This window comes from Rhizobium sophoriradicis, from assembly GCF_025200795.1.
Classification (GTDB): Bacteria; Pseudomonadota; Alphaproteobacteria; order Rhizobiales; family Rhizobiaceae; genus Rhizobium; species Rhizobium sophoriradicis.
Map to the genome: position 1 here is coordinate 565491 of NZ_CP104154.1, position 23905 is coordinate 589395.

Genomic DNA, 23905 nt, shown 5'->3' on the forward strand with positions numbered 1-23905 from the left:
TATTTTACTGCTTTCGGCGAAATCCGTCTGCATCGATCGATGAATGCAGGCGCCGGGAGCCATTGCCGATCAGTGAGGCTTGGCAAGCAGACCGTTGAACAGCAGGTCGAAATAGGTCCGCAGGAAGGCCTCCTTGTTGGGAGTGGGTACGCGACGGTCGTCGAATATCAGCCGCAGGACCGTCGTCGTCAGGATGGGCGCGACCACGATGTCGGAGAATTCCACCGGAATTGGGCGAAACTCGCCCGACGCCACGCCCTCCAGGATCAGGGCGTCGATCTTGGCGATGATCGGCGCAATGAACTGATCGTGGTGGCGATCGATCAGGTCGGGGAAACGCTGCCCCTCCGAGATGACCAGCCGCGTCAACTCTCGCGTCGCGCGGTCCTCTGGAATTTGTTCGTAGAAGAGGCCGAGAATGGAAATCAACCTGTCGGTAGCGCTGCCGCTGAGCCGATCGGCGATCGCGAGCAGTTCCTGAAACGGCACGGAGAAGTGGTTGATCATGGCTTCGAAGAGCTTTTCCTTGGTCCCGAAGTAGACATAGACCGTGCCCTTGGTGACGCCGACCCTGTCGGCGATGTCTTCGACGCGCGTGCCGGCGAAACCGCTTCTGACGAATTCCTCGAAAGCCGCATCCAGAATCTGGACGGGGCGCAGGGCCTTCTGCTCCGCGCGTGTGAGCTTCTTCTGAGCTGCCATTTCCTGTCTTCCCCGTCGTTTTCCTGCGACGCAAAGTTTCATTGACTAATCCGTCAGTCAATTATATAGGAGCTGCCGTTGAGAGCAAGAGGTCAATTATGAGAACCATTCTGATCGCGATCGTATGCGCCATCGGTCTCGGATCCTGCAGCGATGAGAGCGGGCCGGCTGAGCCGACCCCGCGGCAGGTCGGTGTCGTCGTCGCCAAGCCTGAGCCGCTGGTTCAGGGGGGCGCGATTACGGGAGAGGTGCGGGCGCGCGTCCAGACCGACCTGTCCTTCCGCGTCAGCGGCAAGATCATCGAACGGCTGGTCGAGGTCGGTCAGTCCGTAAAGGCGGGGCAGCTCCTCGCGCGCATTGATCCGGAACAGCAGAAGGCCGACCTGGATGTGGCGGCGGCCAATCTACAGTCGGCCGAGGCGCAGCAGACCCAGGCGCAGCTTGCATTCGACCGCCAGCAGAGCCTGTTTCGGACGCAGGTAACGACCCGCGCCGCGCTCGATCAGGCGCAGGAGGCGCTTCTGACGGCACAGGCATCGACGAAGTCGGCGCAGGCACTCTTCGAAACAGCTCAGGACACCTTGTCCTACACGGAGCTGAAAGCGGATGCCGACGGGGTGATCACCGCCCGCAATGCCGAGGTCGGACAGGTGGCGCAGGCCGCTCAGGTCGTCTTCACGCTTGCTCATGATGGCGATCGCGATGCCGTCTTCGAGGTGGTGGAAAGCGCGTTCTTGCGTCCGATCGAAGGCGACGGCACCGTAACTCTGTTGTCGGATCCGACCCAGAAGATCACGGCAAAGGTTCGCGAGATTTCGCCGACGATCGATTCCGCCACCGGCACCATCAAGGTCAAGGTGGCGATATCGAGCGATGCTCCCATTCCGCTGGGCGCTCCCGTCGTTGGACGATTCAATTACCTCCCACAGGACGTCATCCAGCTGCCCTGGTCGGCAATGACCTCGAAGGACGGCAAGCCGGCCGTCTGGATCATCGACCCCGCATCCTCCGTGGTTTCGGCCAGGACAATCGACGTCGCCGGCTACGAGACCGGCAGCTTCGTCGTGAAATCGGGCGTGTCGGCGGGAGATGTCGTGGTGACCGACGGCACCAAGTTCCTCAGGCCCGGCGAGATCGTGTCTTACGTCAAGGAAGCGTCCAAGTGAGTATTCGTCTAAAGATAGTCGCACTTATGCTGGGCACGGCCCTGGTGTCCTCCTGCGAGCCGAAGGCAGAAGAGAGGACGGACGCGCCTCGTCCGGTGCTGTCGACAACGGTCAGGCAGACGCCCGCCACGAGCCTCAGCCTGACCGGCACCATCGAACCGACGATTGAGACCGAACTCGGCTTTCGGATACTCGGGCGAATGATTGCCCGCAATGTCAATGTCGGCGATGTCGTCAAGAAGGGTGACGTCGTCGCCGCCATCGATCCGCTGGCGCTGGAGCTTGCCGTGCGCAGTGCCCAGTCCGATGTGGAAAACAGCGATGCCCAGCTTAGAAACGCGGTGACCACGGAGCAGCGGCAGCGCGCGCTGGTGGAATCACGCTCCGGCACGGAAGCCTCGCTCGAAGAGGCCGAGCAGGCAAGGCGGACGGCCGCGGCCGCCGTGGCCAAGGCGCAGGCCAATCTCGACAAGGCCAAGGAGCAACTGGGCTATGCACAGCTTCGGGCGGAATTCGATGGAGTTGTGACGGCGACTTCGGCCGAGGTAGGTCAGGTCGTATCGGCCGGCCAGACGGTGGTGACCATTGCCCGGCCGGACAAACGCGACGCCGTCGTCGACGTGCCGCAGGCAGCCGCGCAGAAACTGAAGATCGGCGCACCCTTCGAAGTGACGCTGCAACTCGATCCGACAATCCGCACCTCGGGGATCGTGCGTGAGATTGCGCCGGAGGCGGAGACCGCCACCCGCACGAGCAGGACCAAGATCGCGCTCACCGATCCACCTGAAGCCTTCAGGCTCGGCTCGGTCATCACCGCCTCTGCAACGATATCGGCGGAGCCCGAGATCGTGCTGCCTTCCTCGGCCATCCTTACCGGCAGCGACGGCCAGAGCGTCTGGATCGTCGACGTGCCCGGCAAGAAGGTGTCGCTGCGCCGCGTGAGGATCGCGGGCGAGGTCGTCGACGGCGGCACTGTCCGCGTCACCGAAGGGCTCGCACCCGGAGAACGGGTGGTCGTGGCCGGCGTGCATAAACTTCAAGATGGCCAGGCCATCAAGATCGACCAGGAGATCAGCCAGTGAAGTCCTTCAATCTTTCCGACTGGGCGCTCGAACACCGATCGCTCGTCTGGTACTTCATGATCGTTTTCATTCTCGCAGGCGCCTTCTCCTACCTGAACCTCGGCCGCGAGGAAGATCCGAACTTCACGATCAAGACGATGGTGATCACCGCTCAGTGGCCCGGCGCCTCCGCCGAGGAGGTGACGCGGCAAGTGACCGACAGGATCGAGAAGAAGCTGCAGGAACTTGAATCGCTCGACTATACCAAGAGCCAGACCGTCGCCGGTCAGACGACCGTCTTCGTCGAGCTTCTGCCAACGACCAAGGCGAGGGATGTCGCGCCGACCTGGCTGCGCATCCGCAACATGATCGCCGACATCAAGGGCGATTTTCCGAGCGGCGTCGTCGGTCCGTTCTTCAATGACCGTTTCGGCGATGTTTTCGGAAACATCTATGCCTTCACCAGCGACGGCCTGACCCAGCGGCAGCTTCGCGATCTTGTCGAAAACGCTCGCTCCGAGGTTCTGAAGGTGCCTGATGTCGGCAAGGTCGACGTGATCGGCGCGCAGGACGAGGCGATTTATCTCGAATTCTCCACCCGCCAGATCGCAGCGCTCGGAATCGACCAGCAGTCGGTCATCCAGACCCTGCAGGCCCAGAACGCCGTGACGCAGTCCGGCTTCGTCGATGCCGGGCCGGAGCGCATCGCCTTGCGGGTGAGCGGACAGTTCACATCCGAGGAAAGCCTGCGGTCGATCAACCTGCGCATCAACGACCGCTTCTTCCCGCTGACCGACGTCGCCACGATCACGCGCGGCTACGTCGATCCGCCATCGGCGCTGTTTCGCTTCAACGGTGAGCCGGCGATCGGCCTTGCCATCGGCATGAAGCAGGGCGCTAATCTTCTGGAATTCGGCGAGGGGCTCGATGCCGAGATGAAACAGGTCGTCGCCGATCTGCCGATCGGCGTCGATGTCCACCGTGTTTCCGACCAGCCGCATGTCGTCGACGAAGCTGTCTCAGGCTTTACTCGCGCGCTCTTCGAAGCGATCCTCATTGTACTCGTCATCAGCTTCATCAGCCTCGGTCTGCGCGCCGGCCTGGTGGTGGCGATTTCCATACCCCTCGTGCTCGCCATCACCTTCGTGGTGATGGAATATTCCGGCATCTCGCTGCAGCGCATCTCGCTCGGCGCACTCATCATCGCGCTCGGGCTGCTCGTCGACGACGCCATGATTGCCGTCGAGATGATGGTGGCCCGTCTGGAGGCGGGCGACGATCTGAAGAAAGCTGCCACATACGTCTATACCTCGACGGCTTTTCCGATGCTAACGGGAACGCTCGTCACCGTCGCCGGCTTCATACCTGTCGGTCTCAACAACAGCGCCGCCGGCGAATTCACCTTCACGCTTTTCGTCGTCATCGCGGTTTCTCTGGTTGTTTCCTGGATCGTGGCGGTGCTGTTCACGCCGCTTCTCGGCGTGACGATCCTGCCGAAGACCATGAAGTCGCATCACGAGAAGAAGGGGCGCTTCGCCGCCGTGTTCTCCTGGCTCCTGGGACTGGCGATGCGCTGGCGCTGGGTCACCATCGTGCTGACGGTCGGCGTCTTTGCCCTTTCGGTCGGCGGCATGGGGCTGGTGCAGCAGCAGTTCTTCCCGAACTCGGACAGAACCGAGCTCGTCATCGACTGGAATCTGCCGCACAACAGCTCGATTTCCGAGACCAACAGGCAGATGGCCAAGTTCGAAAAGGAGATGCTGGCCGGTAACAAGGATATCGATCACTGGACGACCTATGTCGGCCAGGGCGCGCCGCGCTTCATCCTCTCCTTCGACGTGCAGACGCCCGACGTGTCGTTCGGACAGACGGTGATCGTCACCAAGGGGCTTGAGGTGCGCGACAAGGTCCGGGCGGAGCTTCAGGACTACCTGACCAAGACCTTTCCCGGCACCGACGCATTCGTCAAGCTGCTCGACATCGGCCCGCCTGTGGGCAAGCCGGTTCAGTACCGTATCAGCGGCCCGGACATTCAGAAGGTGCGCGACATCTCACAGCAATTTGCCGGCGTTGTCGGTACCCACCCGCTTCTGTCGAACATGGTGCTGGATTGGAACGAACCCTCCCGCGTCGTGAAGGTCGATGTTCTGCAGGACAAGGCGCGTCAGCTCGGCGTCTCCTCCGAGGATATCGCAACCGCGCTTAACGGTATCGTCGAGGGTTCCACGGCAACGCAGATCCGCGATGACATCTACCTGGTCAACGTCGTTGGCCGGGCCAGGGCATCCGAGCGGGACTCCATCCAGACGCTTGAGAATCTGCAGCTCTCGACCTCCAACGGCAAGGTCGTGCCTCTCTCGGCGGTTGCGAATTTCCGCTACGAACTCGAGCAGCCGACGATCTGGCGTCGCGACCGGCAACCCACCATCACCCTCAAGGCGGCGGTGATCGGTTCGACGCAGCCGGCGACGATCGTCGACCAGCTGAAGCCCAAGGTGGAAGAGTTCCAGAAGAACCTTCCCGTGGGATACAAGGTGGAAGTGGGCGGCGCGGTCGAATCGAGCGCCGAAGCTCAGGGACCGATCGCCGCTGTGGCGCCGCTGATGCTGTTTACGATGGCGACGATCCTGATGATCCAGTTGCAGAGCTTCAGCCGCCTGTTCCTGGTGTTTGCGGTCGCGCCGACGGCGCTGATCGGCGTGGTTGCGGCACTGCTGCTAAGCAACGCGCCGATGGGCTTCGTCGCGATCCTCGGCATTTTGGCGCTGATCGGCATCCTGATCCGCAACTCGGTCATCCTGGTCGTGCAGATCGAGCATCTGCGCGCCGAAGGGGTCGCGGCGTGGCAGGCGGTGATCGAGGCGACCGAACACCGGATGCGGCCGATCATGCTGACGGCGGCGGCCGCTACCCTCGCCCTGATCCCGATCTCGCGCGAGATCTTCTGGGGGCCGATGGCCTACGCCATGATGGGCGGCATCGTCATCGGAACCGCGCTCACCCTGCTGTTCCTGCCGGCGCTCTACGTCGCCTGGTTCAGGATCCCGAGGGATGAAGGCGTTCGGGCGGATGCCGCGGCGGAAGCATGAGGACAGGCTTTGACAGCCACCTCATGCCGCCGCGGCTTGCAACACGGACCGAACGCAAGGCGTGGGTGGCGCAAGCAAAGCCATCCCACGCGGGAGCAGGGTGTGGGACCTCGACATGAGCGCACTGAAACGCGTCTTCGGCATAGAAGGGGAGGGGGCGATAGTGAAACGGCGTTTGAAATTGCTACCGAAAGCAGGCCCAGTGATCCTTGCGGCGATCGCGCTCACCATGCTTTCGGGTTGCGCCACAAGGCCGTCGCCGAATGTTCTTAAGCCGGTTCATCTGAATGAGGCGCTTCATTCCGAAGTCACCTCCGAACGGGTGAGCGTCCTGGCTGCGACCAACCGGAGCGCTGATGCCATCCTAGGCGGGTTCGGGAGCGCATGGTCCGAGACCCTTACCTATGAACAGTACGAATTTTCAGTTCCTCCCGGCCGGAAGGGCACGGTGATTAGCTATCCGACGTCAAGGCCTGATCCCGAACGGCAATTTGCCGTCACCGGGCGCAAGCAGCTTCCAAAGGATGCCTTCGTGCAGGAGGCAATCCGCTCCGTGCAATCCGACGGCACCATCGGCATCTTCGTGCACGGCTACAATTACAGTTATCAGGAAGCGCTGTTTCGCACCGCGCAGATCGCTGCGGACGCGAAAATTCCGGGTGCCCCGATCCTGTTTTCCTGGCCGTCGGCCGCAGCCGTCGCCGGATATGTCGCCGACCGCGACGCAGCGCTTTCCTCGCGTAGCGAACTCGGTTCGCTCGTCACCTCGCTCTCTGCTTCCGGCAAGGTGAAACGCATCATCCTGTTCGGACACAGCATGGGCGGGTTCCTGGTCATGGAAACCGTGCGGCAGCTCAAGCTGCAGCATCGCGACGATGTCATCAGCAAGCTGGCGGTGGTGCTCGCCGCCCCCGATATCGACGTCGACGTCTTCCGCTCGCAGCTTGCGGATATCGGGCGAATGCCGATCCCGATCTCACTTCTTGTTTCGAAGGACGACCGGGCGCTGGTTGCTTCGAGCTTCATTGCGGGAGAGAGGCCGCGGGTTGGACGCCTCGATATCGACGATCCCGTCATCGGGGAGGAAGCCTTGCGGGAAAGGCTTCGGGTCATCGACATCACGTCGATCCAGGCGTCGGACGGGCTGGGGCACGACCGCTACGCGTCGCTCGCCAAGTACGGCGCGCAGCTTGCCTCCTTCGAAAGCGGCAAGCGTGCATCCGCCGGCGATGTCGGCGCCTATGTCTTCGATGCGGCCGGCGCTGCCGTCGCAAGCCCGTTTCGCCTGGCCGGACGTTTCGTCGGCGCGCACTGACTGGCCCGGGCGCGCTCCGGAGGATCTGTACAATGCGGCCATCAGCATTGTGTACAATTTGACTATTAAATTGTCAGATGCCTAAATGAAGCGCAGACTTCCCCCCGTGGTCGAGTCGCCACAGGGGATATGGGAGGGCATTCATGAGCATTCGAGATCCGTCTCCCTCGTTGTATAACGAGGACCTTGCACCCGCCGCGGAGCGCAAATGGGGTGCATTCAGCATCTTCAACGTCTGGACGTCTGATGTCCACAGCCTGTGGGGCTATTACCTGGCGGCGAGCCTGTTCCTGCTGTGCGGCAGCTTCGTCAATTTCGTCATCGCCATCGGCATCGGCTCTCTGGTCATCTTCTTCCTGATGAGCCTGGTCGGCAATGCCGGCGTGCGCACCGGCGTACCCTTTCCGGTTCTGGCGCGAGCGTCCTTCGGCACCTTCGGCGCCAACGTTCCGGCACTCGTCCGTGCGGTGGTTGCCTGCTTCTGGTACGGGGCGCAGACGGCCGCGGCGTCCGGTGCGATCGTTGCCTTGCTGATCCGCAACGAGAGCCTGCTCGCCTTTCACCAGAACAGCCACATGCTTGGACATTCGACGCTGGAGCTCATTTGCTACGTCATCGTCTGGGCGCTGCAACTGCTGATCATCCAACGTGGCATGGAAACGGTCCGCAAGTTCCAGGATTGGGCCGGCCCTGCCGTCTGGATCATGATGCTGATCCTCGCGGTTTATCTGGTCGCCAAATCAGGCACCTTTTCCTTCGGTTCGGAGATCCCGCGCGACGTGCTGATCGAAAAGACCAAGGATGCCGGCGTGCCGGGCGAGCCCGGCTCGTTTGCGGCGCTTGCCGCTGTCGCCGCCACCTGGATCACCTATTTCGCTGCGCTCTACCTGAATTTCTGCGATTTCTCGCGTTACGCAACGAGCGAAAAGGCGCTGCGCAAGGGTAACCTCTGGGGCCTGCCGATCAATCTTCTGGCCTTCTGCCTCGTCGCAGGCGTCACGACCACAGCCGCCTTCACTGTCTACGGCGAGGTGCTGTTGCATCCGGAAATGATCTCGGCGAAATTTGATAGCTGGTTCCTGGCGCTGCTTGCCGCTTTGACCTTCGCAGTCGCCACGCTCGGCATCAACGTCGTGGCGAACTTCGTGTCGCCGGCCTTCGATTTCGCCAATGTCTTCCCGCGCCAGATCAACTTCAAACGCGGGGGATATATCGCCGCCCTGATCGCTCTCGTGCTTTATCCGTTTGCTCCCTGGGAAACGGGTGCGGCACATTTCGTCAACTTCATCGGTTCGACGATGGGTCCGATCTTCGGCATCATGATGGTCGACTATTATCTCATCCGGAAGAGCCAGCTGAACGTTGAAGCGCTCTACCGCGAGAATGGCGAGTTCCGCTTCCAGAACGGCTGGCACGGCAATGCCTTCATCGCATTCGCGGTCGGCGCGCTGTTCTCCTCGATCTTGCCGACCTTCACCTCGATCCTGCCAGATTGGTGGGGCACCTATGGCTGGTTCTTCGGCGTCGCCATCGGCGGAGCGATCTATTTCGTGCTGAGGATGGGCGCGCGGCGCAATCCGGCCTTCGCCGCATGACCAAATAAAAGGCGCCGGGCAAATGGCCGGGCGCCTTTTACCTCGGATTTCCTGCAGACGTTCGTTCAGCGGCGTGCGGCAACCGCATGGATGGCAGGGCGGCCGGCGGGTTGGGCCATGGATCTCGCCGTCGCGCGAAGGGTGGTGGATTGGCCGGAGGCCGTATCGTCTAGCCTGAACTGGGCGACAAGCTCGCGAAGCTTCTGGGCTTCCTGCGCAAGCGAGTCCGATGCCGCCGTCGACTGCTGCACCATCGTCGCGTTCTGTTGGGTGGTCTGATCCATCTGGTTGACCGCGACGTTGACTTCGCTGAGGCCGATCGACTGTTCTTTCGCAGACGTGGCAATCGAATCCATGTGCTGGTTGATCTGAGTGATGAAGCCGCCGATGGTCTTCAAAGCCTGACCGGTATCGCGCACCAGCTTCACGCCGCTCTCCACCTCTTTCGAGGAATTCTGGATCAGGCCCTTGATTTCCTTGGCAGCACTCGCGGAGCGCTGCGCGAGTTCGCGCACTTCCTGGGCGACGACGGCAAAGCCCTTGCCCGCTTCGCCGGCTCTCGCCGCTTCCACGCCGGCATTCAGGGCCAGAAGGTTGGTCTGGAATGCGATTTCGTCGATGACGCTGATAATGTTGGAAATCTGCTGCGACGAGGTCTCGATGCGTTCCATCGCTTCCTCTGCATGGGAGACGACTTCTGCGGAGATCCCGGCGCTGCGATTTGCTTCTGTGGCGACCGTGCGCGTCTCCTCGGTCCGCTTGCTGGAATTCGACACGTTGGCGGTGATCTGTTCCAGCGCGGCGGCCGTCTCCTCGAGCGAGGCTGCCTGCTGCTCCGTGCGCTTGGAAAGATCGCTGGCGCCGGAAGAAATTTCTCGCGTGCCTTCGTCGATCGTGCCGATGCTTTCGGAAATTGCTCTCAGCGTAGCGCCGAGCTGTGCTACCGACTGGTTGAAGTCGTGGCGCAGCGCCTCGAAATCGGGAGCGAAGGCCTCGTTGAGCTGGAAGGCGAGGTCGCCCGCGGCGAGCCGCTTCAAACCGGCGGCAAGACCCGAGGTGGCAATGCGCAGCCGCTCCGAAGCGTCTTCTTCCGCCTGCTTTTGGGCGGCAACGCGATCGGCCTCCGCCTTGTTACGGTTTTCTTCGGCGTCCAGCGCCAGCCGCTTGTTCGTAATCGCCGCTTGGCGGAAGATCTCTACTGCCGCAGCCATCGAGCCGACCTCATCGGCGCGGTCGGCAAAGGGAATTTCCGAGCCGGTGTCCCCCTCGGCTAGGCGCCGCATCGAGACGGTGATGCCGGCGATCGGGTTGGCGATGCTCTTCAGCACGAAGGCGACGGCGCCGAGAACGAGCAATCCCGCAAGTCCGATCGCGGCAAGAAGGTAGAATTCTATCGAGGCGAAGGTTTCCTTACTGAGTTCGGCAGCCTTGTTGCTGCCGCTGACATCAAGCTCGACGAGGCTCGACGTCGCTTCCTTGAGCTTGTCCGAATAGGAGCGCATCTCGCCGCCCAGATATTGCCCGGCTTCTTCGGTCTTGTTGGCGCGGGAAAGGGCGAGCAGCTGCGAACTGCTGGCGATGTAGCCCCCGACGCTCTCCTTGATCGTCTTGATCAGCTCGCGCTCATGGTCGGATGACGCCAGCTGAAGATAAGCGTCCACCGATTTGCCGACCGTATCCTCGGCGACATTGATGGCCTCTTCGCGTGTCTTCTTTTCCGCATCCGTCTGCGCGATGATGTGATCACGATAGGCGAGGCGCAAATTCGACATGGCGAGATTGATCGCCTGCGAAGCCTGCACGCTCGGCAGCCAATGGTTTGCAATTTCCTCGGTGGAGCCGTTCGTGTTTCGGAGACCATCGACCGCAAGATAGGCGACGAGACCGAAAAGAAGAGCTATGCCGCTGAAAATCAACAGCAAACTCGATTTAATGTTTGGACGACGCATTAAAAGTCCCCATCGAACGGTCCCGGCGTCATACCGGCTTGATGAGATCTCTTTGTAACGAAAAGAATTTAACGATGTGTTCCGAGAGGTAACAAGGCCGTTTACCAGTTTTCCGGAAACTTGCCGCGCCTTGCGTGTTCATGATCCCGCTCAGACAGGAAAATGCCTATCCATAATCGTCAGCGATGACAGGAGCCAGTCATGATGAAGCGCATATTTTCAGTCCTTCTTGCATTGATCCTTCCGGTGCAGACAGCCGTTTCTCAAACCCCTGACGAGGCGCAGGCCCGCAAAGCCCGGTCTATCGCCCAGCTTCAGTCCGAAGGCGTGCCGACCATCGATCATCTGCCGGCCGTCGAAACGGAGAGCGGCAGCACCCGGCGCGATAGGAAGGTTGTCGTTCAGCGCGCCATCGCGCTTGTAATCGTTGCCGTCAAAGGTGAGACCGGCGACCACGCCATGGGCCAGACGCTCATCCGGCAGTTCGACGCGGCACAATTTTTTACTCCGAAGGAACGGGCATTCATGGACGATCCCAACCCATCGGAGCAGGACCGGGTGAATTTCGCTTGGCGCTACGAGGGCGTCCACGTCATGTTATGGGCGCTCGGGATTGCGCCGGAGCTCGAACGTCCCGACCATATTTGCGATGTTCCGTTCATCGCAAACGCGCTCAGGGAGCTGGGGACGGATGGGCTGATGCGCCGCGCCAGGCTGCGCCCGCAGAAGGAGCTGCTCGACGCTGCCGACCTGATCTACCGCTATGATTGGGCTGTCGTGAACGCCCGGCTGAAGGGAGAGGAACCGCCCGCCGGATTGGACAAGGGCGTCGTTTACGAACGCCACTACGCCTTCAACTGGCTGATCGGCTACATGGATCAGGACTGGGACGATATCTCGACGGACACATGATGCCGTCCTGCGCCTGCGCGGCTTCCACCAAGGCGGATGCATGTTTAGTGAAATAGCATTATGATCGCCGCGATGCGGATCGGCGAGGAGGCTGGGATAGCGGTGCTATTCCTGGAAATGGAGGACGGCAGGATTTGGAACGGTTGAAGGATCCAGACAGTGTTTCGTCGCAGGCCGGCAACGGCTCTGACTCGCCGCGGCATGAGCGGCGGGGCGTGGTGGCTGCCGCCGTATACCAGCACGGGCAGCGCATTCGCGACATCAGAATAGAAGAAGCCGGCGAATGGCGCAGCCGGGAGAACGCCATCGTCTGGATCGGCCTGCATGAGCCGGACGAAGTGCTGCTGCACCAGGTGCAGGCCGAGTTCAATCTCCATCCGCTGGCGATCGAGGATGCGGCGCAGCCCCATCAGCGCCCGAAGCTGGAGATTTACGGGGACGCGATGTTCATCGTCGCCCGCACCGCCCATATGAAGGATGGCGAGATCATCTTCGGCGAAACGCATCTGTTCGTCGGCCGCGGCTATGTCGTTTCCGTTCGCCATGGAGAGTCCTCTTCCTATCTGGCAGTCAGGCAGCGATGCGAGGCGACGCCTGCCGCGCTTGCCCATGGCGAGAACTACATCCTTTATTCCATCCTCGATTTCATCGTCGACAACTACATGCCCGTCATCGAGGTCGTGCAGGAGGAGGTCGAGAAACTCGAAGATCTGGTGCTGCGCGAACAGCTGGGAAAGTCCGACATCGAACGGCTGTACCTCTTGCGTCGCAAGCTCTTGCGGCTGCGCAACGCCGTGGTGCCGCTGGTGGATGTCTGCCGGCGATACGAGCACATCGACCTTCCCGGCATGGATCCGACGCTGCAGTCGCTGTTTCGCGATGTGACGGATCACGTGCGTCGGGTCCAGGAGGATATCGACGCGTTGCGTGAGGTCCTCGCCTTCGCCTTCGAGGCGAGCGTGATGATCGGCCAGACGGAGCAGACGGCGATTGCCCGCAAACTCGCCGCCTGGGCGGCGATCCTCGCCGTCCCCACGGCGATCGCCGGCATTTACGGGATGAATTTCGACGATATGCCGGAACTGAAGTTCCAATACGGCTATTTCGTCGTGCTCGGCGTCATCGGTGTCCTTTGCCTCAGCCTTTTCACCTTCTTCCGCAGGCGGAAGTGGCTTTAAAGCATGTCGCGCAAAAGTGTGCAGCGGTTTTGCGGCAACGACATGCGAGAAGATAAAGAGCTAAAGCACAACGAGCGAATCTGAAAAATCACGACACGCTTTAGTCAGGACAGCGCTTTCAAAAGCCGATCCCGGTTCATGCCGACATAACCGATGTCGTTCAGATAGAGGCGTGCGTCTCCCGCCGAGACATCCTCGGCGAAGGCTTCGTCTCCGGCAGCCGCACTTGCCAGCATGAAGTCGACGAGAGCTTGAAGCCGCCTGCAGATCATCTCCGGAAGCAGGCGCCGTTCTTCCGCCGTCGCTCCATAGGCGGTGCAGAAGATTTCCGCCCGCCGCAACTGCTCGTCGAGACTGAATGCAACAGCCGGATTGGCGGGATCGGAGAGAGGCGCCCAGCGATAGACCGCATAGGCGAGATCCCACAGGCGCGGAGCGGGGTGGGCGGTGTCGAAGTCGATGATCCCGACAGCCTCGTGATCTACGGTGGCGACGTTATAAGGCGCAAAGTCAGCGTGGCAGACGATCTCCCGCGGCTCCTGCGGCGGCAGCATCCATGCTTTGATCTCGCCATCCGCTTCCAGAAAACCTTCAGAGGCCGAATGAAACCCGCGCAGAAGCCTCGCTGCCGATATCAGCATGCTCTCCGATCCGACAAAGGGATCGCTGAGGTCTTCGCAGACGCGCCCGGTGACGTAGCTGACGACTTCGTCGCCTTCGGCTGATATCGCGATGGGCTCCGGCGCTGCCCGGAAGCCTCTATTCCTGAGATGGCGCAAAAACCGATGCACCGTCGGCGTCCATGCGCCTGATGGTCTGATCACGCTATCGCCGTCGCGCCAGATCTGCCCGGTCCGTCCGCCCTCCAACTGTTTCACGTCATGGCCTCCCCTCGCCATGAGCCTCAATCGTGGCGCCCAGATTTGTCTCATGGCAGCTCCGGTAGAACGCCAAAGTCGCCGAGGGCATGTCCTGGGGAATGGCGACGAAGTCTTCCAGCCTGAACCCACTTGCGCTGCCGAGTTCCGGGTCCGCGAGCCGGCTCCCGCTCAAACGACCGACGCGATCGGCCAAAGTTTCGAAATAGGCCAGGTTTTCAGCGACCGTCGAAGGGGAGGACGTCCTGCCATGTGCAGGGATGACCAGCCTCGCATCAAGGTCACGGATACGCTCGAGCGAGGAGCGGATCAGGCGAAGATCATCTGCACTTCTGCTCCAGACCTCAGGAATGGGATATTCCACTGCGTCGACGGCGAGGCAGATGCGCAATTCGGGAATCCAGACGGCGATATGGTCGGGCGTGTGTCCCGGAGTATGGATGAGTTCGAGCGTCAGATTGCCGCCGTTCAGAACCATCGAGCCGGAGAAAGTGATGTCGGGGCCGATGATCTCCACATCGCGAAACCGCGATTCCTCGCTCGCCTTATCAGTCAGGACCTGCCGTGTCGCTGGGTCGCGCAGGCGGTCGAGGGCTGCGGCATGCGCGATGATGGGAGCACGCCCTGCAATGGCGGCATTTCCCCAGAAATGATCCCAATCCATATGCGAATTGACAACGACCAGTGGGCGCGCCTCGGGTCTTTGCTCAAGCAGATCCAGCGCTCTCCGGCACAGCTCGGGCGTGCCGAGCGTATCGATCATGACATTGAACCTTTTGGTCCTGACAAACACAGCATCCACTTCGTCTCCCGCCCGGACGATCACAATCCGCTCGTCGAGTCCGGGATAGGAGCTTAGTTCCACCTGTGGGTTCACGTCTGGTCGCCTTTGTAAAATCGCGAGAATTCGATTGATATCACAAATGTTACCTGCTTCCTCTACGGACGGGCAGGCTTCCGCTCCACCGCCACATGCACATCCCACCGCCTCATCATGCCATTCGGCACGGCGGCTGCGCATATCACGATTTCGCTGGGTGGAGCGACCAAGGCTTTTCGGGGTCCATTGCGTCCGCAGCGAGGACCAGCACTTTCGCATTAGGTTCCAACAAATCCCACTGCTCTTTGGCGTTTTCCTGCGAGATAAAGCGTCTGGCCTCCTCGCGGATTTCGAAGAGGCCGTGCTTGTCTGATGTCGAGCGATCGGTGTCGATGCTCCAGGAAGCGAGACATAGCACGCAAGCCGACTGCGATGTCCCATGCAGCCGTAAATTGACGGGTCGCGTGGAACAACCTCCGCCAAAGGAAGTTTGCCTGAAAAGCAAACTCGAGGCGGCGGCCGATGTTGTTATCTGCGAAGCAGGGTGCGGTGAGCACCCCACCCAGGATCTATTATGTCAATCCGCTACTTCTCCAGGGTATCGATGCATGGCGCGAGGTTTTCGACCATGCGGCCGATACGGGTTTCGACCATGTGCTGACGGCTCCCCTTTTCGACCGGGGCAAGCAATGCAGCGTCTTTTCCTCGCAAGACTTTGATCGCCTAGATCCTGAGCTGCAGCTCGGAAGCGCAGTCGCGGATGGAGTATCGCGGCTGGCGGAGGCTGCCGGCAAGAGTGGCGTCGGCTTGATGATGGATCTGATGCTCGATGGGAAGGCGCGTGACCCGCAAGCAGGTTTTCGTCCCGTTGATCCCCGGCGCTCGCCGCTCGATCCGGCGGAGCCAATGACCATGATGGGAGCGGAGCGGCAGTCGCAGCTTCTGGCGGAATGGACCGAACGGCTGCGGCGTCTGTCCGGCGCCGGTCCTTCCGGCTATCGGGTTCTCGGGATCGACCGGGCGGCGCCGGCCTTTTTCAAATCGCTGATCGCGGGTGTGCGCGAGAGGGCGGAAGCGCAATTCTTCGCCTGGACGCCCGGCACCGACTTTGCGGTGAGAAGCGCCATTGCCGGTGCGGGTTTCGATGGGTGTTTTTCATCGATGGCCTGGTGGGATCTCGACGAGAGGTGGTTCGTCGAGGAGCATCGTATCCAAGAGCCGCTCGGCTGGCAGGTTGCCTTTCCCGAGCCGCCCTTCGCCAGGCGTATTGCGCATGGAACCGAGAGCCGTGAAATTCTCGAGCGGCGCGCCGTCCGAGCGCTGCGGCTTGCCGCCTCGCTCGGCGGCGGCCTCATGATTCCCATGGGTTTCGAATATGGTGCGGCGACACCGCTTGATCCGACCCATGGCGATGGCTCGGGCCTGCGCAGGCTGCGTCATGATCTCGCCTTTGATATCTCATCCGAGATCCGGCTCGCCAACAGCGGGATCGGCAAGGCCGGCCAGGCGCGGGCTCCCTCGCTTCGCTTGATCCGCAATGCCAATGGGCCGGTTTCGGTGCTTGTTCAATCCGAGGCGCAGGATCTTCGCAGCGCGTCAGATGTGCGCTTCATCCTGCTCAACCGGGACCTCAGGCGAAGCGCGCCTGCGCCGGTGACGGCGCTTCGCGAGGCCGCCTCCGGTTTTCTTCCCGTCACTGCCGATGGCGCGACCCTTCGCCTGCGGGCAGGGGAGACCCGGGTGATAGAAGGCAAGGCGCCGGAGCCGATCACATCGAGGCCGGCCTTCGACGTCGAGCAGGCGACGGCGTCGCCGCGGCTTGCCATTGAAAACATCATGCCGCGGGTCGATGACGGGCGGTTTCCCGTCAAACGCATCGTCGGTGAGAGCGTCACCGTCGAGGCCGATATATTTGCCGACGGTCACGATCCGCTCGCAGCTGTCCTGCTCTGGCGGCCGCATGACGCCATGGCGGAGTGGAACGAGACGCCGATGCAACTGGTCGAGAACGACCGCTGGCGGGCCGAATTCCTGCTGGAGCGCATGGGCCGCTACGAATTCGCGGTCGAGGCTTGGAGGAACCCGTTCGCGGTCTTCCGTTGCGAGCTGACCAAGAAGAACGATGCGAGACTGGACCTGAAGCTGGAGCTCCAGGAGGGGCTGAACCTCGTTCGCGCCGCGCAGGCGCAAGCGCCGGCAGCGCTCGGCGCCGACTTGCAGGCTCTGATCGACAGTCTCGAAAACGCGTCCGATCGCGAGCGCACGACGATCCTGCTCGCTCCCGAGACATCCGAGCTGATGAACAGGGCCGACAGGCGGCCGTTCCGGCTTCGCTCAACGGCAAGCGCTGTCGATGCGGAACGTAAGGAAGCGGCCTTCGCCAGCTGGTACCAGATCTTCCCGCGTTCGCAGAGCGGCGATCCCAACCGGCACGGCACCTTCGACGATGTTATTCCGAGACTGCCTGACATCCGCGGCATGGGCTTCGACGTGCTCTACTTCCCGCCCATTCACCCGATCGGCTCGACCAACCGCAAGGGGCGCAACAACAGCCTGAAGGCCGCACCCGGCGATCCCGGAAGCCCCTATGCCATCGGCTCGGAAGAGGGCGGCCACGACGCCATCCATCCCGAGCTCGGCGATTTCGAGGATTTCGGCCGGCTGGTCGAGGAGGCGAGCCGGCACGGGCTGGAGATTGCGCTGGACCTCGCCATCCAGGCCTCGCCGGATCATCCCTGGTTGACGGAGCATCCCGGGTGGTTCGACTGGCGCCCCGACGGCACGATCAAATATGCCGAGAACCCACCGAAGAAATACGAGGATATCGTCAATGTCGATTTCTACACGAAAGACGCCTTGCCTTCCCTATGGGTGGAGCTGAGGGATATCGTCCAGCTCTGGGTCGACCAGGGCGTCAAGCTGTTTCGTGTCGACAATCCGCACACCAAGCCCTTTCCGTTCTGGGAATGGCTGATCGGCGATATCAGGGCGCGCCATCCCGATGTCGTCTTCCTGTCGGAAGCCTTCACCAAGCCGAAGGTGATGTACCGGCTGGCGAAGATCGGCTTCTCCCAGTCCTATACCTATTTCACCTGGCGCAACGCCAAGTGGGAGCTTGAGCAATATATGCGCGAGCTGACCGAGACGGCGCCGAAGGAATTCTTCCGGCCGCACTTCTTCGTCAACACCCACGACATCAACCCGGATTTTCTGCAGAACGCGCCGCGCCCGGCCTTCCTGATCCGCGCCGCACTCGCCGCTACTCTTTCCGGATTGTGGGGCGTCTACAACGGTTTCGAACTTTGCGAGGGGCGCCCCGACGCCAAGCGCAAGGAATATGCCGACAGCGAGAAATACGAAATCCGCGCCTGGGACTACGACCGGCCGGGCAACATCATTGCCGAAATCAGGATGCTCAACCGCATCCGCAACGAAAACATCGCGCTGCACTCGCATCTCGGGCTGACGCTGCTGAACGCCTGGAACGACAATATCCTGTTTTTCGAAAAGGCGAGCCGCGCGCGCGACAATGTTTTGCTGATCGCGATCAGCCTCGACCCCCATAATTTCCAGCAAAGCGACGTCGAGCTGCCGCTCTGGAAATGGTCACTCGGGGACAGCGGCGCGCTCGACGTCGAGGATCTGGTCGGCGGGCATCGTTTCAGGTGGAACGGCAAACGGCAGACTATCAGTCTCAATCCTCAGATTCTGCCCTTTGCGATCTGGCGCGTTCGCGCAGCGGAGGCATGAATGGACACGATGAACCCCGGCAACACCGAGCCGCTGCTCTGGTACAAGGATGCGATCATCTACCAGCTGCATATCAAGTCGTTCTACGACGCCAATGGTGATGGCGTCGGCGATTTTGCCGGTCTGCACGCCAAGCTCGATCATATCGCTGCGCTCGGCGTCAACGCCATCTGGCTGCTGCCCTTCTTTCCCTCGCCGCGCCGCGACGACGGCTATGACATCGCCGATTACGGCAATGTCAGCTCCGACTATGGGACACTGGAGGATTTCCGGGCCTTCGTCGACGCCGCCCACCAGCGCAATATCCGCGTCATCATCGAGCTCGTCATCAACCACACCTCCGACCAGCATCCCTGGTTCCAGCGCGCCCGCCAGGCTCCGGCGGGTTCACCCGAGCGGGATTTCTATGTCTGGTCGGATACCGATCAGAAATTTCCGGAAACGCGCATCATCTTCATCGACACCGAAAAATCGAATTGGACATGGGATGCGGTTGCCGGCGCCTATTACTGGCACCGCTTCTATTCCCACCAGCCGGACCTCAACTTCGACAGCCCGCTTGTCATGGAGGAACTGCTGAAGGTGATGCGCTTCTGGCTGGAGACCGGCATCGACGGTTTTCGTCTTGACGCCATCCCCTATCTCGTCGAGCGTGAGGGGACGATCAACGAAAACCTGCCGGAAACCCACGGGATCCTCAAGCGCATCCGCGCCGCCCTCGATGCTACGCATCCCGGCGTGATGCTGCTTGCCGAAGCCAACCAGTGGCCGGAGGACACACGCGAATATTTCGGCGACGGCGACGAATGCCACATGGCCTTCCACTTCCCGCTGATGCCGCGCATGTATATGGCGATCGCCAAGGAGGATCGGTTCCCGATCACCGATATCCTGCGCCAGACGCCTGAGATTCCGGAGAATTGCCAGTGGGCGATCTTCCTGCGCAATCACGACGAACTGACACTCGAAATGGTGACGGATGCGGAGCGCGACTATCTCTGGGAAACCTATGCCTCCGATAAGCGGGCCCGCATCAATCTCGGCATCAGGCGGCGCCTGGCGCCGCTGATGGAGCGCGACCGCCGCCGCATCGAGCTGATGAACGCGCTTCTTCTGTCGATGCCGGGGACGCCTGTCATCTATTACGGCGACGAGATCGGCATGGGCGACAATATCTATCTCGGTGACCGGGACGGGGTGCGGACGCCGATGCAATGGTCACCGGACCGCAACGGCGGCTTCTCCCGGACGGACCCGGCCCGCCTCGTCCTGCCGCTGATCGCCGATCCGCTTTACGGCTTCGAGGCGGTCAACGTCGAGGCGCAGAGCACGGATGCGCATTCGCTGCTCAACTGGACGCGCAAGATGCTGTCGCTGCGCGGCCGGCATCCCGCGTTCGGGCGCGGTTCGCTGCGCTTCCTCTCGCCCGAGAACCGCAAGATCCTCGCTTACCTCAGGGAATATGACGGCGAGACGCTGATGTGTGTCGCAAACCTCTCGCGGCTGCCCCAGGCGGTCGAGCTCGACCTTTCGGCCTTCGAAGGCCGCGTGCCGATCGAGCTGACCGGCATGTCGCCCTTTCCGCCGATCGGGCAGTTGACCTATCTCCTGACCTTGCCCCCCTACGGCTTCTTCTGGTTTCAGCTGGAGGCTGATGCCGATCCGCCGGCTTGGCGTACCGCGCCGCCCGAGCAGCTACCTGATTTCATGACGATGGTCCTGCGCCGCGGGCTGCTCGATCTCGTTGACGAACCTGCGCATGCCCGTGTCTTGAGCAGCGAAATTCTGCCGGTCTATCTCAAAAGACGGCGCTGGTTCGGAGCCAAGGATCAGCCGCTTCAGGCGGCGAGGCTGATCTCCGCAACGCCGATACCTTTCGCCGATGGCGTCGTTCTCGGCGAATTGGAAGCAGTGCTGCCGGATCATACCGAATCCTACCAGTTGCCGCTGACCGTCGCCTGGGACGATGCGCAGCCATCGGCGCTGACTCAGCAGCTTGCGCTCGGGCGTGTCCGGCAGGGCAGGCGGGTCGGATTCCTGACGGATGGATTTGCCGTGGAGCGGATGGCGCGCGGCATCCTGCGCGGGCTTGCCGACCGCTCGCGTACTACCGGGCGCACCGGCACCCTGGAATTCCTCGGCACGGAAAGGCTCGACCGCCTTCAGATCACCGATGACATGCCGGTCCACTGGCTTTCGGCCGAACAATCCAACAGTTCGCTCATCGTCGGCGACATTGCGATGATCAAACTGATCCGGCACATTTTCCCGGGCATCCATCCCGAGGTGGAGATGACGCGGTTTTTGACCCGCGCCGGCTACGACCACACCGCGCCGCTGCTCGGCGAAGTCGCGCACACGGATTCCAGCGGGCGCCGCTCGACCCTGATCATCGTCCAGGGTGCGATCCGCAACCAGGGCGACGCCTGGAACTGGATGCTGAACAATCTGCGGCGCGCAGCCGACGAACTCGTGCTGGCCGATCCGGCGGTAGAGCCCGGCGACGATGTCTTCCGGCCGCTGATCAGCTTCGTCGCCATGGTCGGCATGAGATTGGGCGAATTGCATGTGGTGCTCGCCGGCGAGAACGCGGATGCCGCGTTCAGCCCTGTTGTTGCCGGCGACGATGAGGTGGAGGCGATCAAGAAGGCCGTGGCGGGCGAGGTCGCTTTTGCCATGTCAAAGCTTGCCGAACGCGAGGAGAATGCCGATCCCGCCGTGGATCTCTTCGCCGCTCCGCTTCTCGAGCGCCGCTCCGAACTCGTCGAGCTTGGCGCGAGCCTTGCCGAAAGCGCCCGCGGCACGCTGATGACGCGGACGCATGGCGATTTCCATCTCGGCCAGATCCTGGTCAGCGAAGGCGATGCCGTCATCATCGACTTCGAAGGCGAGCCCGCGAAAAATCTCGCCGAGCGCCGGGCCAAGACGGTTCCCCTGCGCGATGTCGCCGGGCTTTTGCGCTCGCTCAGCTATCTCGTCGCCACCGCCCAGCTCGATAATGACGCGGTGACAGAACATGAGAACGAGGTCCGCCGCGATGCCATTGCCCGTTTCGGACGCAATGCCGAGGCGGCCTTCCTCGCGGCCTATTGGCAGGCCGTCTCCGCCTCGAAGGCGCTTGCCATGCCGGCCGAACAACGCAGGCGGGTGCTGGATGCCTTTCTTCTGGAAAAGGCCGCCTATGAAATCGCCTATGAAGCCCGCAACAGGCCGAAGTGGCTGCCGATCCCGCTCGCCGGCCTTACCGAAATCGTATCGCGCTTAGCGGGGGTCAATGCATGAATGTTGAACGCTCGGAACTTCTTTCAGGCATCGGACACGATGCGCTCTGGGCTCTGATCGAGGGGCGCCATGGCGATCCCTTCTCGATCCTTGGTCCGCACGAGGCCGGCGGCATGACCGTCGTGCGCGTCTATCTGCCCGGAGCAGAGGCGGTCGATCTCATCGAAGCATCAAGCGGCAGGGTGGTGACGCCTTTCAGCATCGCTCACCCGTCCGGCCTGTTTGCGGCTGCCACGGCTTCGAGAATGGGATACAGGCTGCGGATCCAATGGCCGGATGGTGAGCAGCTCACCGAAGATCCCTATAGCTTCGGTCTTCTGCTGGGAGAACTCGATCTTCATCTGATATCCGAAGGCACCCATTATAGTCTGAGCCGGACGCTCGGCGCGGTGGCAATGTCGGTCGACGGCGTCGCGGGCGTTCGTTTCGCCGTCTGGGCGCCGAATGCCCGCCGGGTCTCCGTCGTCGGCGATTTCAATGCCTGGGACGGCCGGCGAAACCCGATGCGGCTGAGGCAATCGGCCGGGGTATGGGAGCTATTCGTTCCCCGGCTGGCCCCCGGCGAAAGATATAAATTCGAGATCGTCGACGCGCATGGCAATTGCCTGCCGCAGAAGGCCGATCCGGTGGCGCGGGCAAGCGAGGCCGCCCCATCCACCGCCTCGATCGTTGCATCGTCGACGCCGTTCCGATGGACCGATGACGGTTGGATGAAAGGCCGCGACCGGCAAGCGAGGCTCGAAGGCGCGATCTCCGTATACGAGGTGCACGCCGGCTCCTGGCTTCGCGACCGGCAGGACGGCAACAGCTATCTCGATTGGGCCGAGCTCAGCCAGCGGCTTGTTCCCTATGTCCGCGACATGGGGTTTACCCATATCGAATTGCTGCCGATCATGGAGCATCCGTTCGGCGGCTCGTGGGGCTACCAGCCGCTCGGCCTATTCGCGCCGACCGGCCGCTATGGGACGCCGGAGGATTTCGCCTATTTCGTCGATCGCTGTCACGGCGCCGGCATTGGTGTCATCCTCGATTGGGTGCCGGCCCATTTTCCGACGGATGTCTGGGGTCTTGCCCGTTTCGACGGCAGCGCGCTCTACGAGCACGAGGATCCTCGCGAAGGCTTTCACCGCGACTGGAACACGCTGATCTACAATCTCGGCCGCAACGAGGTGAAAGGCTTCCTGATCGCCAGCGCGCTCGAATGGCTCGAGCGCTACCACGTCGACGGATTGCGCGTCGATGCCGTCGCCTCGATGCTTTATCGCGACTATAGCCGCAACGAGGGCGAATGGATTCCCAACCGGTATGGCGGGCGCGAGAACCTGGAGGCGGTGGAGTTCTTCAAGCACCTCAACAGTATCATTCACGAGCGTAGCCCGCACGCCATGACCATCGCCGAGGAATCGACGGCCTGGCCGGGTGTGACCAAACCGCCGGAGGAGGGCGGGCTCGGATTCGATATCAAATGGAACATGGGCTGGATGCACGACAGCCTGAGTTATATCGAGAAGGATCCCGTCTACCGGAGCTATCACCACGGCACGATGACCTTCGGCATGATCTATGCCTATTCCGAGCGTTTCATGCTGCCGATTTCCCATGACGAGGTGGTCTACGGGAAAGGCTCGCTGCTGACGAAGATGCCGGGAGACGAATGGCAGAAATTCGCCAATCTGCGCAGTTATCTCGCCTTCATGTGGGGCCATCCCGGCAAGAAGCTGTTGTTCATGGGAAGTGAAGTCGCCCAGCCGGGCGAATGGAACCACGACGCTTCGGTGAGCTGGGAGGTGCTGGACCGGCCGGCGCATGTCGGCATTCAGCGCCTGGTGAAGGATCTGAACGCGTTTTACGGCGATGAACCGGCATTGCAGTTTGGCGATTTTCATCCCGAGGGCTTCGAATGGGCGACAGCCGATGACGCCGTCAATTCCGTTCTGGGCATGCTCCGTTATGCCAAGGACCGCTCCTCATCCGTGCTTGTCCTATCGAATTTCACGCCGGTGCCGCGTTACGACTACAGGATCGGCGTTCCGCAGGACGGCCTGTGGATCGAGCGGATCACGACGGATGCGCGGGAATATGGCGGCTCCGGCCTTGTCAACGGTGCACTCTCGACCGAACCCATCCCCGCCCACGGACGACCGGTCTCTCTGTCGCTGACGCTGCCGCCGCTGGCGACGATCTTCCTCACGGGACCGTCGCCGTGAT

Annotated in this window: 14 protein-coding genes and 1 pseudogene; 10 read left to right on the plus strand and 5 right to left on the minus strand. The window is 61.8% G+C overall.

Annotated features, from left to right (window positions below; genetic code table 11):
• Positions 1 to 69: 69 nt before the first annotated feature.
• On the minus strand, positions 70 to 702 hold the full coding sequence (locus tag N2597_RS28160; RefSeq protein WP_077989102.1) for a TetR/AcrR family transcriptional regulator: 633 nt from the start codon (positions 700 to 702) through the stop codon (positions 70 to 72).
• Between the two features lie 98 nt (positions 703 to 800).
• On the opposite strand from N2597_RS28160, the gene N2597_RS28165 reads away from it, so the two are divergent.
• The 5 genes from N2597_RS28165 (at position 801) to N2597_RS28185 (ending at position 8928) form a co-directional block, all read left to right on the plus strand.
• On the plus strand, positions 801 to 1868 hold the full coding sequence (locus N2597_RS28165) for an efflux RND transporter periplasmic adaptor subunit (protein WP_096763160.1): 1068 nt from the start codon (positions 801 to 803) through the stop codon (positions 1866 to 1868).
• Complete coding sequence (locus N2597_RS28170) at positions 1865 to 2950, plus strand: efflux RND transporter periplasmic adaptor subunit (protein ID WP_096763161.1); 1086 nt, start codon at positions 1865 to 1867, stop codon at positions 2948 to 2950. The genes N2597_RS28165 and N2597_RS28170 overlap by 4 nt, the downstream gene beginning before the upstream one ends.
• Positions 2947 to 6018 (plus strand): efflux RND transporter permease subunit, encoded by a 3072-nt coding sequence (locus N2597_RS28175; protein WP_077989105.1) that lies wholly within the window; start codon positions 2947 to 2949, stop codon positions 6016 to 6018. The genes N2597_RS28170 and N2597_RS28175 overlap by 4 nt, the downstream gene beginning before the upstream one ends.
• Positions 6019 to 6133: 115 nt before the next feature.
• Positions 6134 to 7333, plus strand: a complete 1200-nt coding sequence (locus N2597_RS28180; RefSeq protein ID WP_086156608.1) for an alpha/beta hydrolase — start codon at positions 6134 to 6136, stop codon at positions 7331 to 7333.
• A gap of 143 nt (positions 7334 to 7476) precedes the next feature.
• Positions 7477 to 8928 (plus strand): NCS1 family nucleobase:cation symporter-1, encoded by a 1452-nt coding sequence (locus N2597_RS28185; protein ID WP_040141824.1) that lies wholly within the window; start codon positions 7477 to 7479, stop codon positions 8926 to 8928.
• 65 nt (positions 8929 to 8993) lie between these two features.
• Here the strand turns inward: N2597_RS28185 and N2597_RS28190 are convergent, their stop codons facing one another.
• The gene (locus N2597_RS28190; protein ID WP_077989106.1) at positions 8994 to 10877 is read right to left on the minus strand and encodes a methyl-accepting chemotaxis protein; all 1884 of its coding nucleotides are present in this window, start codon (positions 10875 to 10877) and stop codon (positions 8994 to 8996) included.
• A 201-nt stretch (positions 10878 to 11078) separates the two neighbouring features.
• Between N2597_RS28190 and N2597_RS28195 the strand changes: the two genes are divergently transcribed.
• Positions 11079 to 11789, plus strand: a complete 711-nt coding sequence (locus N2597_RS28195; RefSeq protein ID WP_183602125.1) for a DUF4272 domain-containing protein — start codon at positions 11079 to 11081, stop codon at positions 11787 to 11789.
• Between the two features lie 134 nt (positions 11790 to 11923).
• Positions 11924 to 12967, plus strand: a complete 1044-nt coding sequence (locus N2597_RS28200) for a magnesium and cobalt transport protein CorA (RefSeq protein WP_077989108.1) — start codon at positions 11924 to 11926, stop codon at positions 12965 to 12967.
• Positions 12968 to 13071: 104 nt separating this feature from the next.
• Here N2597_RS28200 and N2597_RS28205 read toward each other — a convergent pair whose 3' ends face one another.
• The 3 genes and pseudogenes from N2597_RS28205 to N2597_RS28215 form a co-directional block, all read right to left on the minus strand.
• On the minus strand, positions 13072 to 13845 hold the full coding sequence (locus N2597_RS28205; protein ID WP_009994434.1) for a phosphotransferase enzyme family protein: 774 nt from the start codon (positions 13843 to 13845) through the stop codon (positions 13072 to 13074).
• A gap of 1 nt (position 13846) precedes the next feature.
• The gene (locus tag N2597_RS28210; RefSeq protein WP_183602203.1) at positions 13847 to 14722 is read right to left on the minus strand and encodes an MBL fold metallo-hydrolase; all 876 of its coding nucleotides are present in this window, start codon (positions 14720 to 14722) and stop codon (positions 13847 to 13849) included.
• A gap of 62 nt (positions 14723 to 14784) precedes the next feature.
• Positions 14785 to 15110 (minus strand): annotated as a pseudogene (locus N2597_RS28215) (hypothetical protein).
• Between the two features lie 77 nt (positions 15111 to 15187).
• Between N2597_RS28215 and N2597_RS28220 the strand changes: the two are divergent.
• The 3 genes from N2597_RS28220 to glgB are packed head-to-tail and all read left to right on the plus strand — an operon-like array spanning position 15188 to position 23904.
• Positions 15188 to 18415 carry an alpha-1,4-glucan--maltose-1-phosphate maltosyltransferase gene (locus tag N2597_RS28220; protein ID WP_183602123.1) on the plus strand — a complete coding sequence of 1076 codons (3228 nt, stop codon included), beginning with the start codon at positions 15188 to 15190 and terminating at the stop codon, positions 18413 to 18415.
• The gene (gene treS, locus N2597_RS28225; protein ID WP_183602121.1) at positions 18416 to 21697 is read left to right on the plus strand and encodes a maltose alpha-D-glucosyltransferase; all 3282 of its coding nucleotides are present in this window, start codon (positions 18416 to 18418) and stop codon (positions 21695 to 21697) included.
• The gene (glgB, locus tag N2597_RS28230) at positions 21694 to 23904 is read left to right on the plus strand and encodes a 1,4-alpha-glucan branching protein GlgB (protein ID WP_077989112.1); all 2211 of its coding nucleotides are present in this window, start codon (positions 21694 to 21696) and stop codon (positions 23902 to 23904) included. The genes treS and glgB overlap by 4 nt, the downstream gene beginning before the upstream one ends.
• Position 23905: the final 1 nt, after the last annotated feature.

Excerpts from the sequence above, each read along its gene's own strand:
- N2597_RS28195 (WP_183602125.1), top strand. The coding sequence starts at position 11,079 with ATGATGAAGCGCATATTTTCAGTCCTTCTTGCATTGATCCTTCCGGTG.
- N2597_RS28160 (WP_077989102.1), bottom strand. The coding sequence starts at position 702 with ATGGCAGCTCAGAAGAAGCTCACACGCGCGGAGCAGAAGGCCCTGCGC.
- N2597_RS28190 (WP_077989106.1), bottom strand. The coding sequence starts at position 10,877 with ATGCGTCGTCCAAACATTAAATCGAGTTTGCTGTTGATTTTCAGCGGC.
- N2597_RS28185 (WP_040141824.1), top strand. The coding sequence starts at position 7,477 with ATGAGCATTCGAGATCCGTCTCCCTCGTTGTATAACGAGGACCTTGCA.
- N2597_RS28180 (WP_086156608.1), top strand. The coding sequence starts at position 6,134 with ATGAGCGCACTGAAACGCGTCTTCGGCATAGAAGGGGAGGGGGCGATA.
- N2597_RS28220 (WP_183602123.1), top strand. The coding sequence starts at position 15,188 with ATGTTGTTATCTGCGAAGCAGGGTGCGGTGAGCACCCCACCCAGGATC.
- treS (WP_183602121.1), top strand. The coding sequence starts at position 18,416 with ATGGACACGATGAACCCCGGCAACACCGAGCCGCTGCTCTGGTACAAG.
- glgB (WP_077989112.1), top strand. The coding sequence starts at position 21,694 with ATGAATGTTGAACGCTCGGAACTTCTTTCAGGCATCGGACACGATGCG.
- N2597_RS28165 (WP_096763160.1), top strand. The coding sequence starts at position 801 with ATGAGAACCATTCTGATCGCGATCGTATGCGCCATCGGTCTCGGATCC.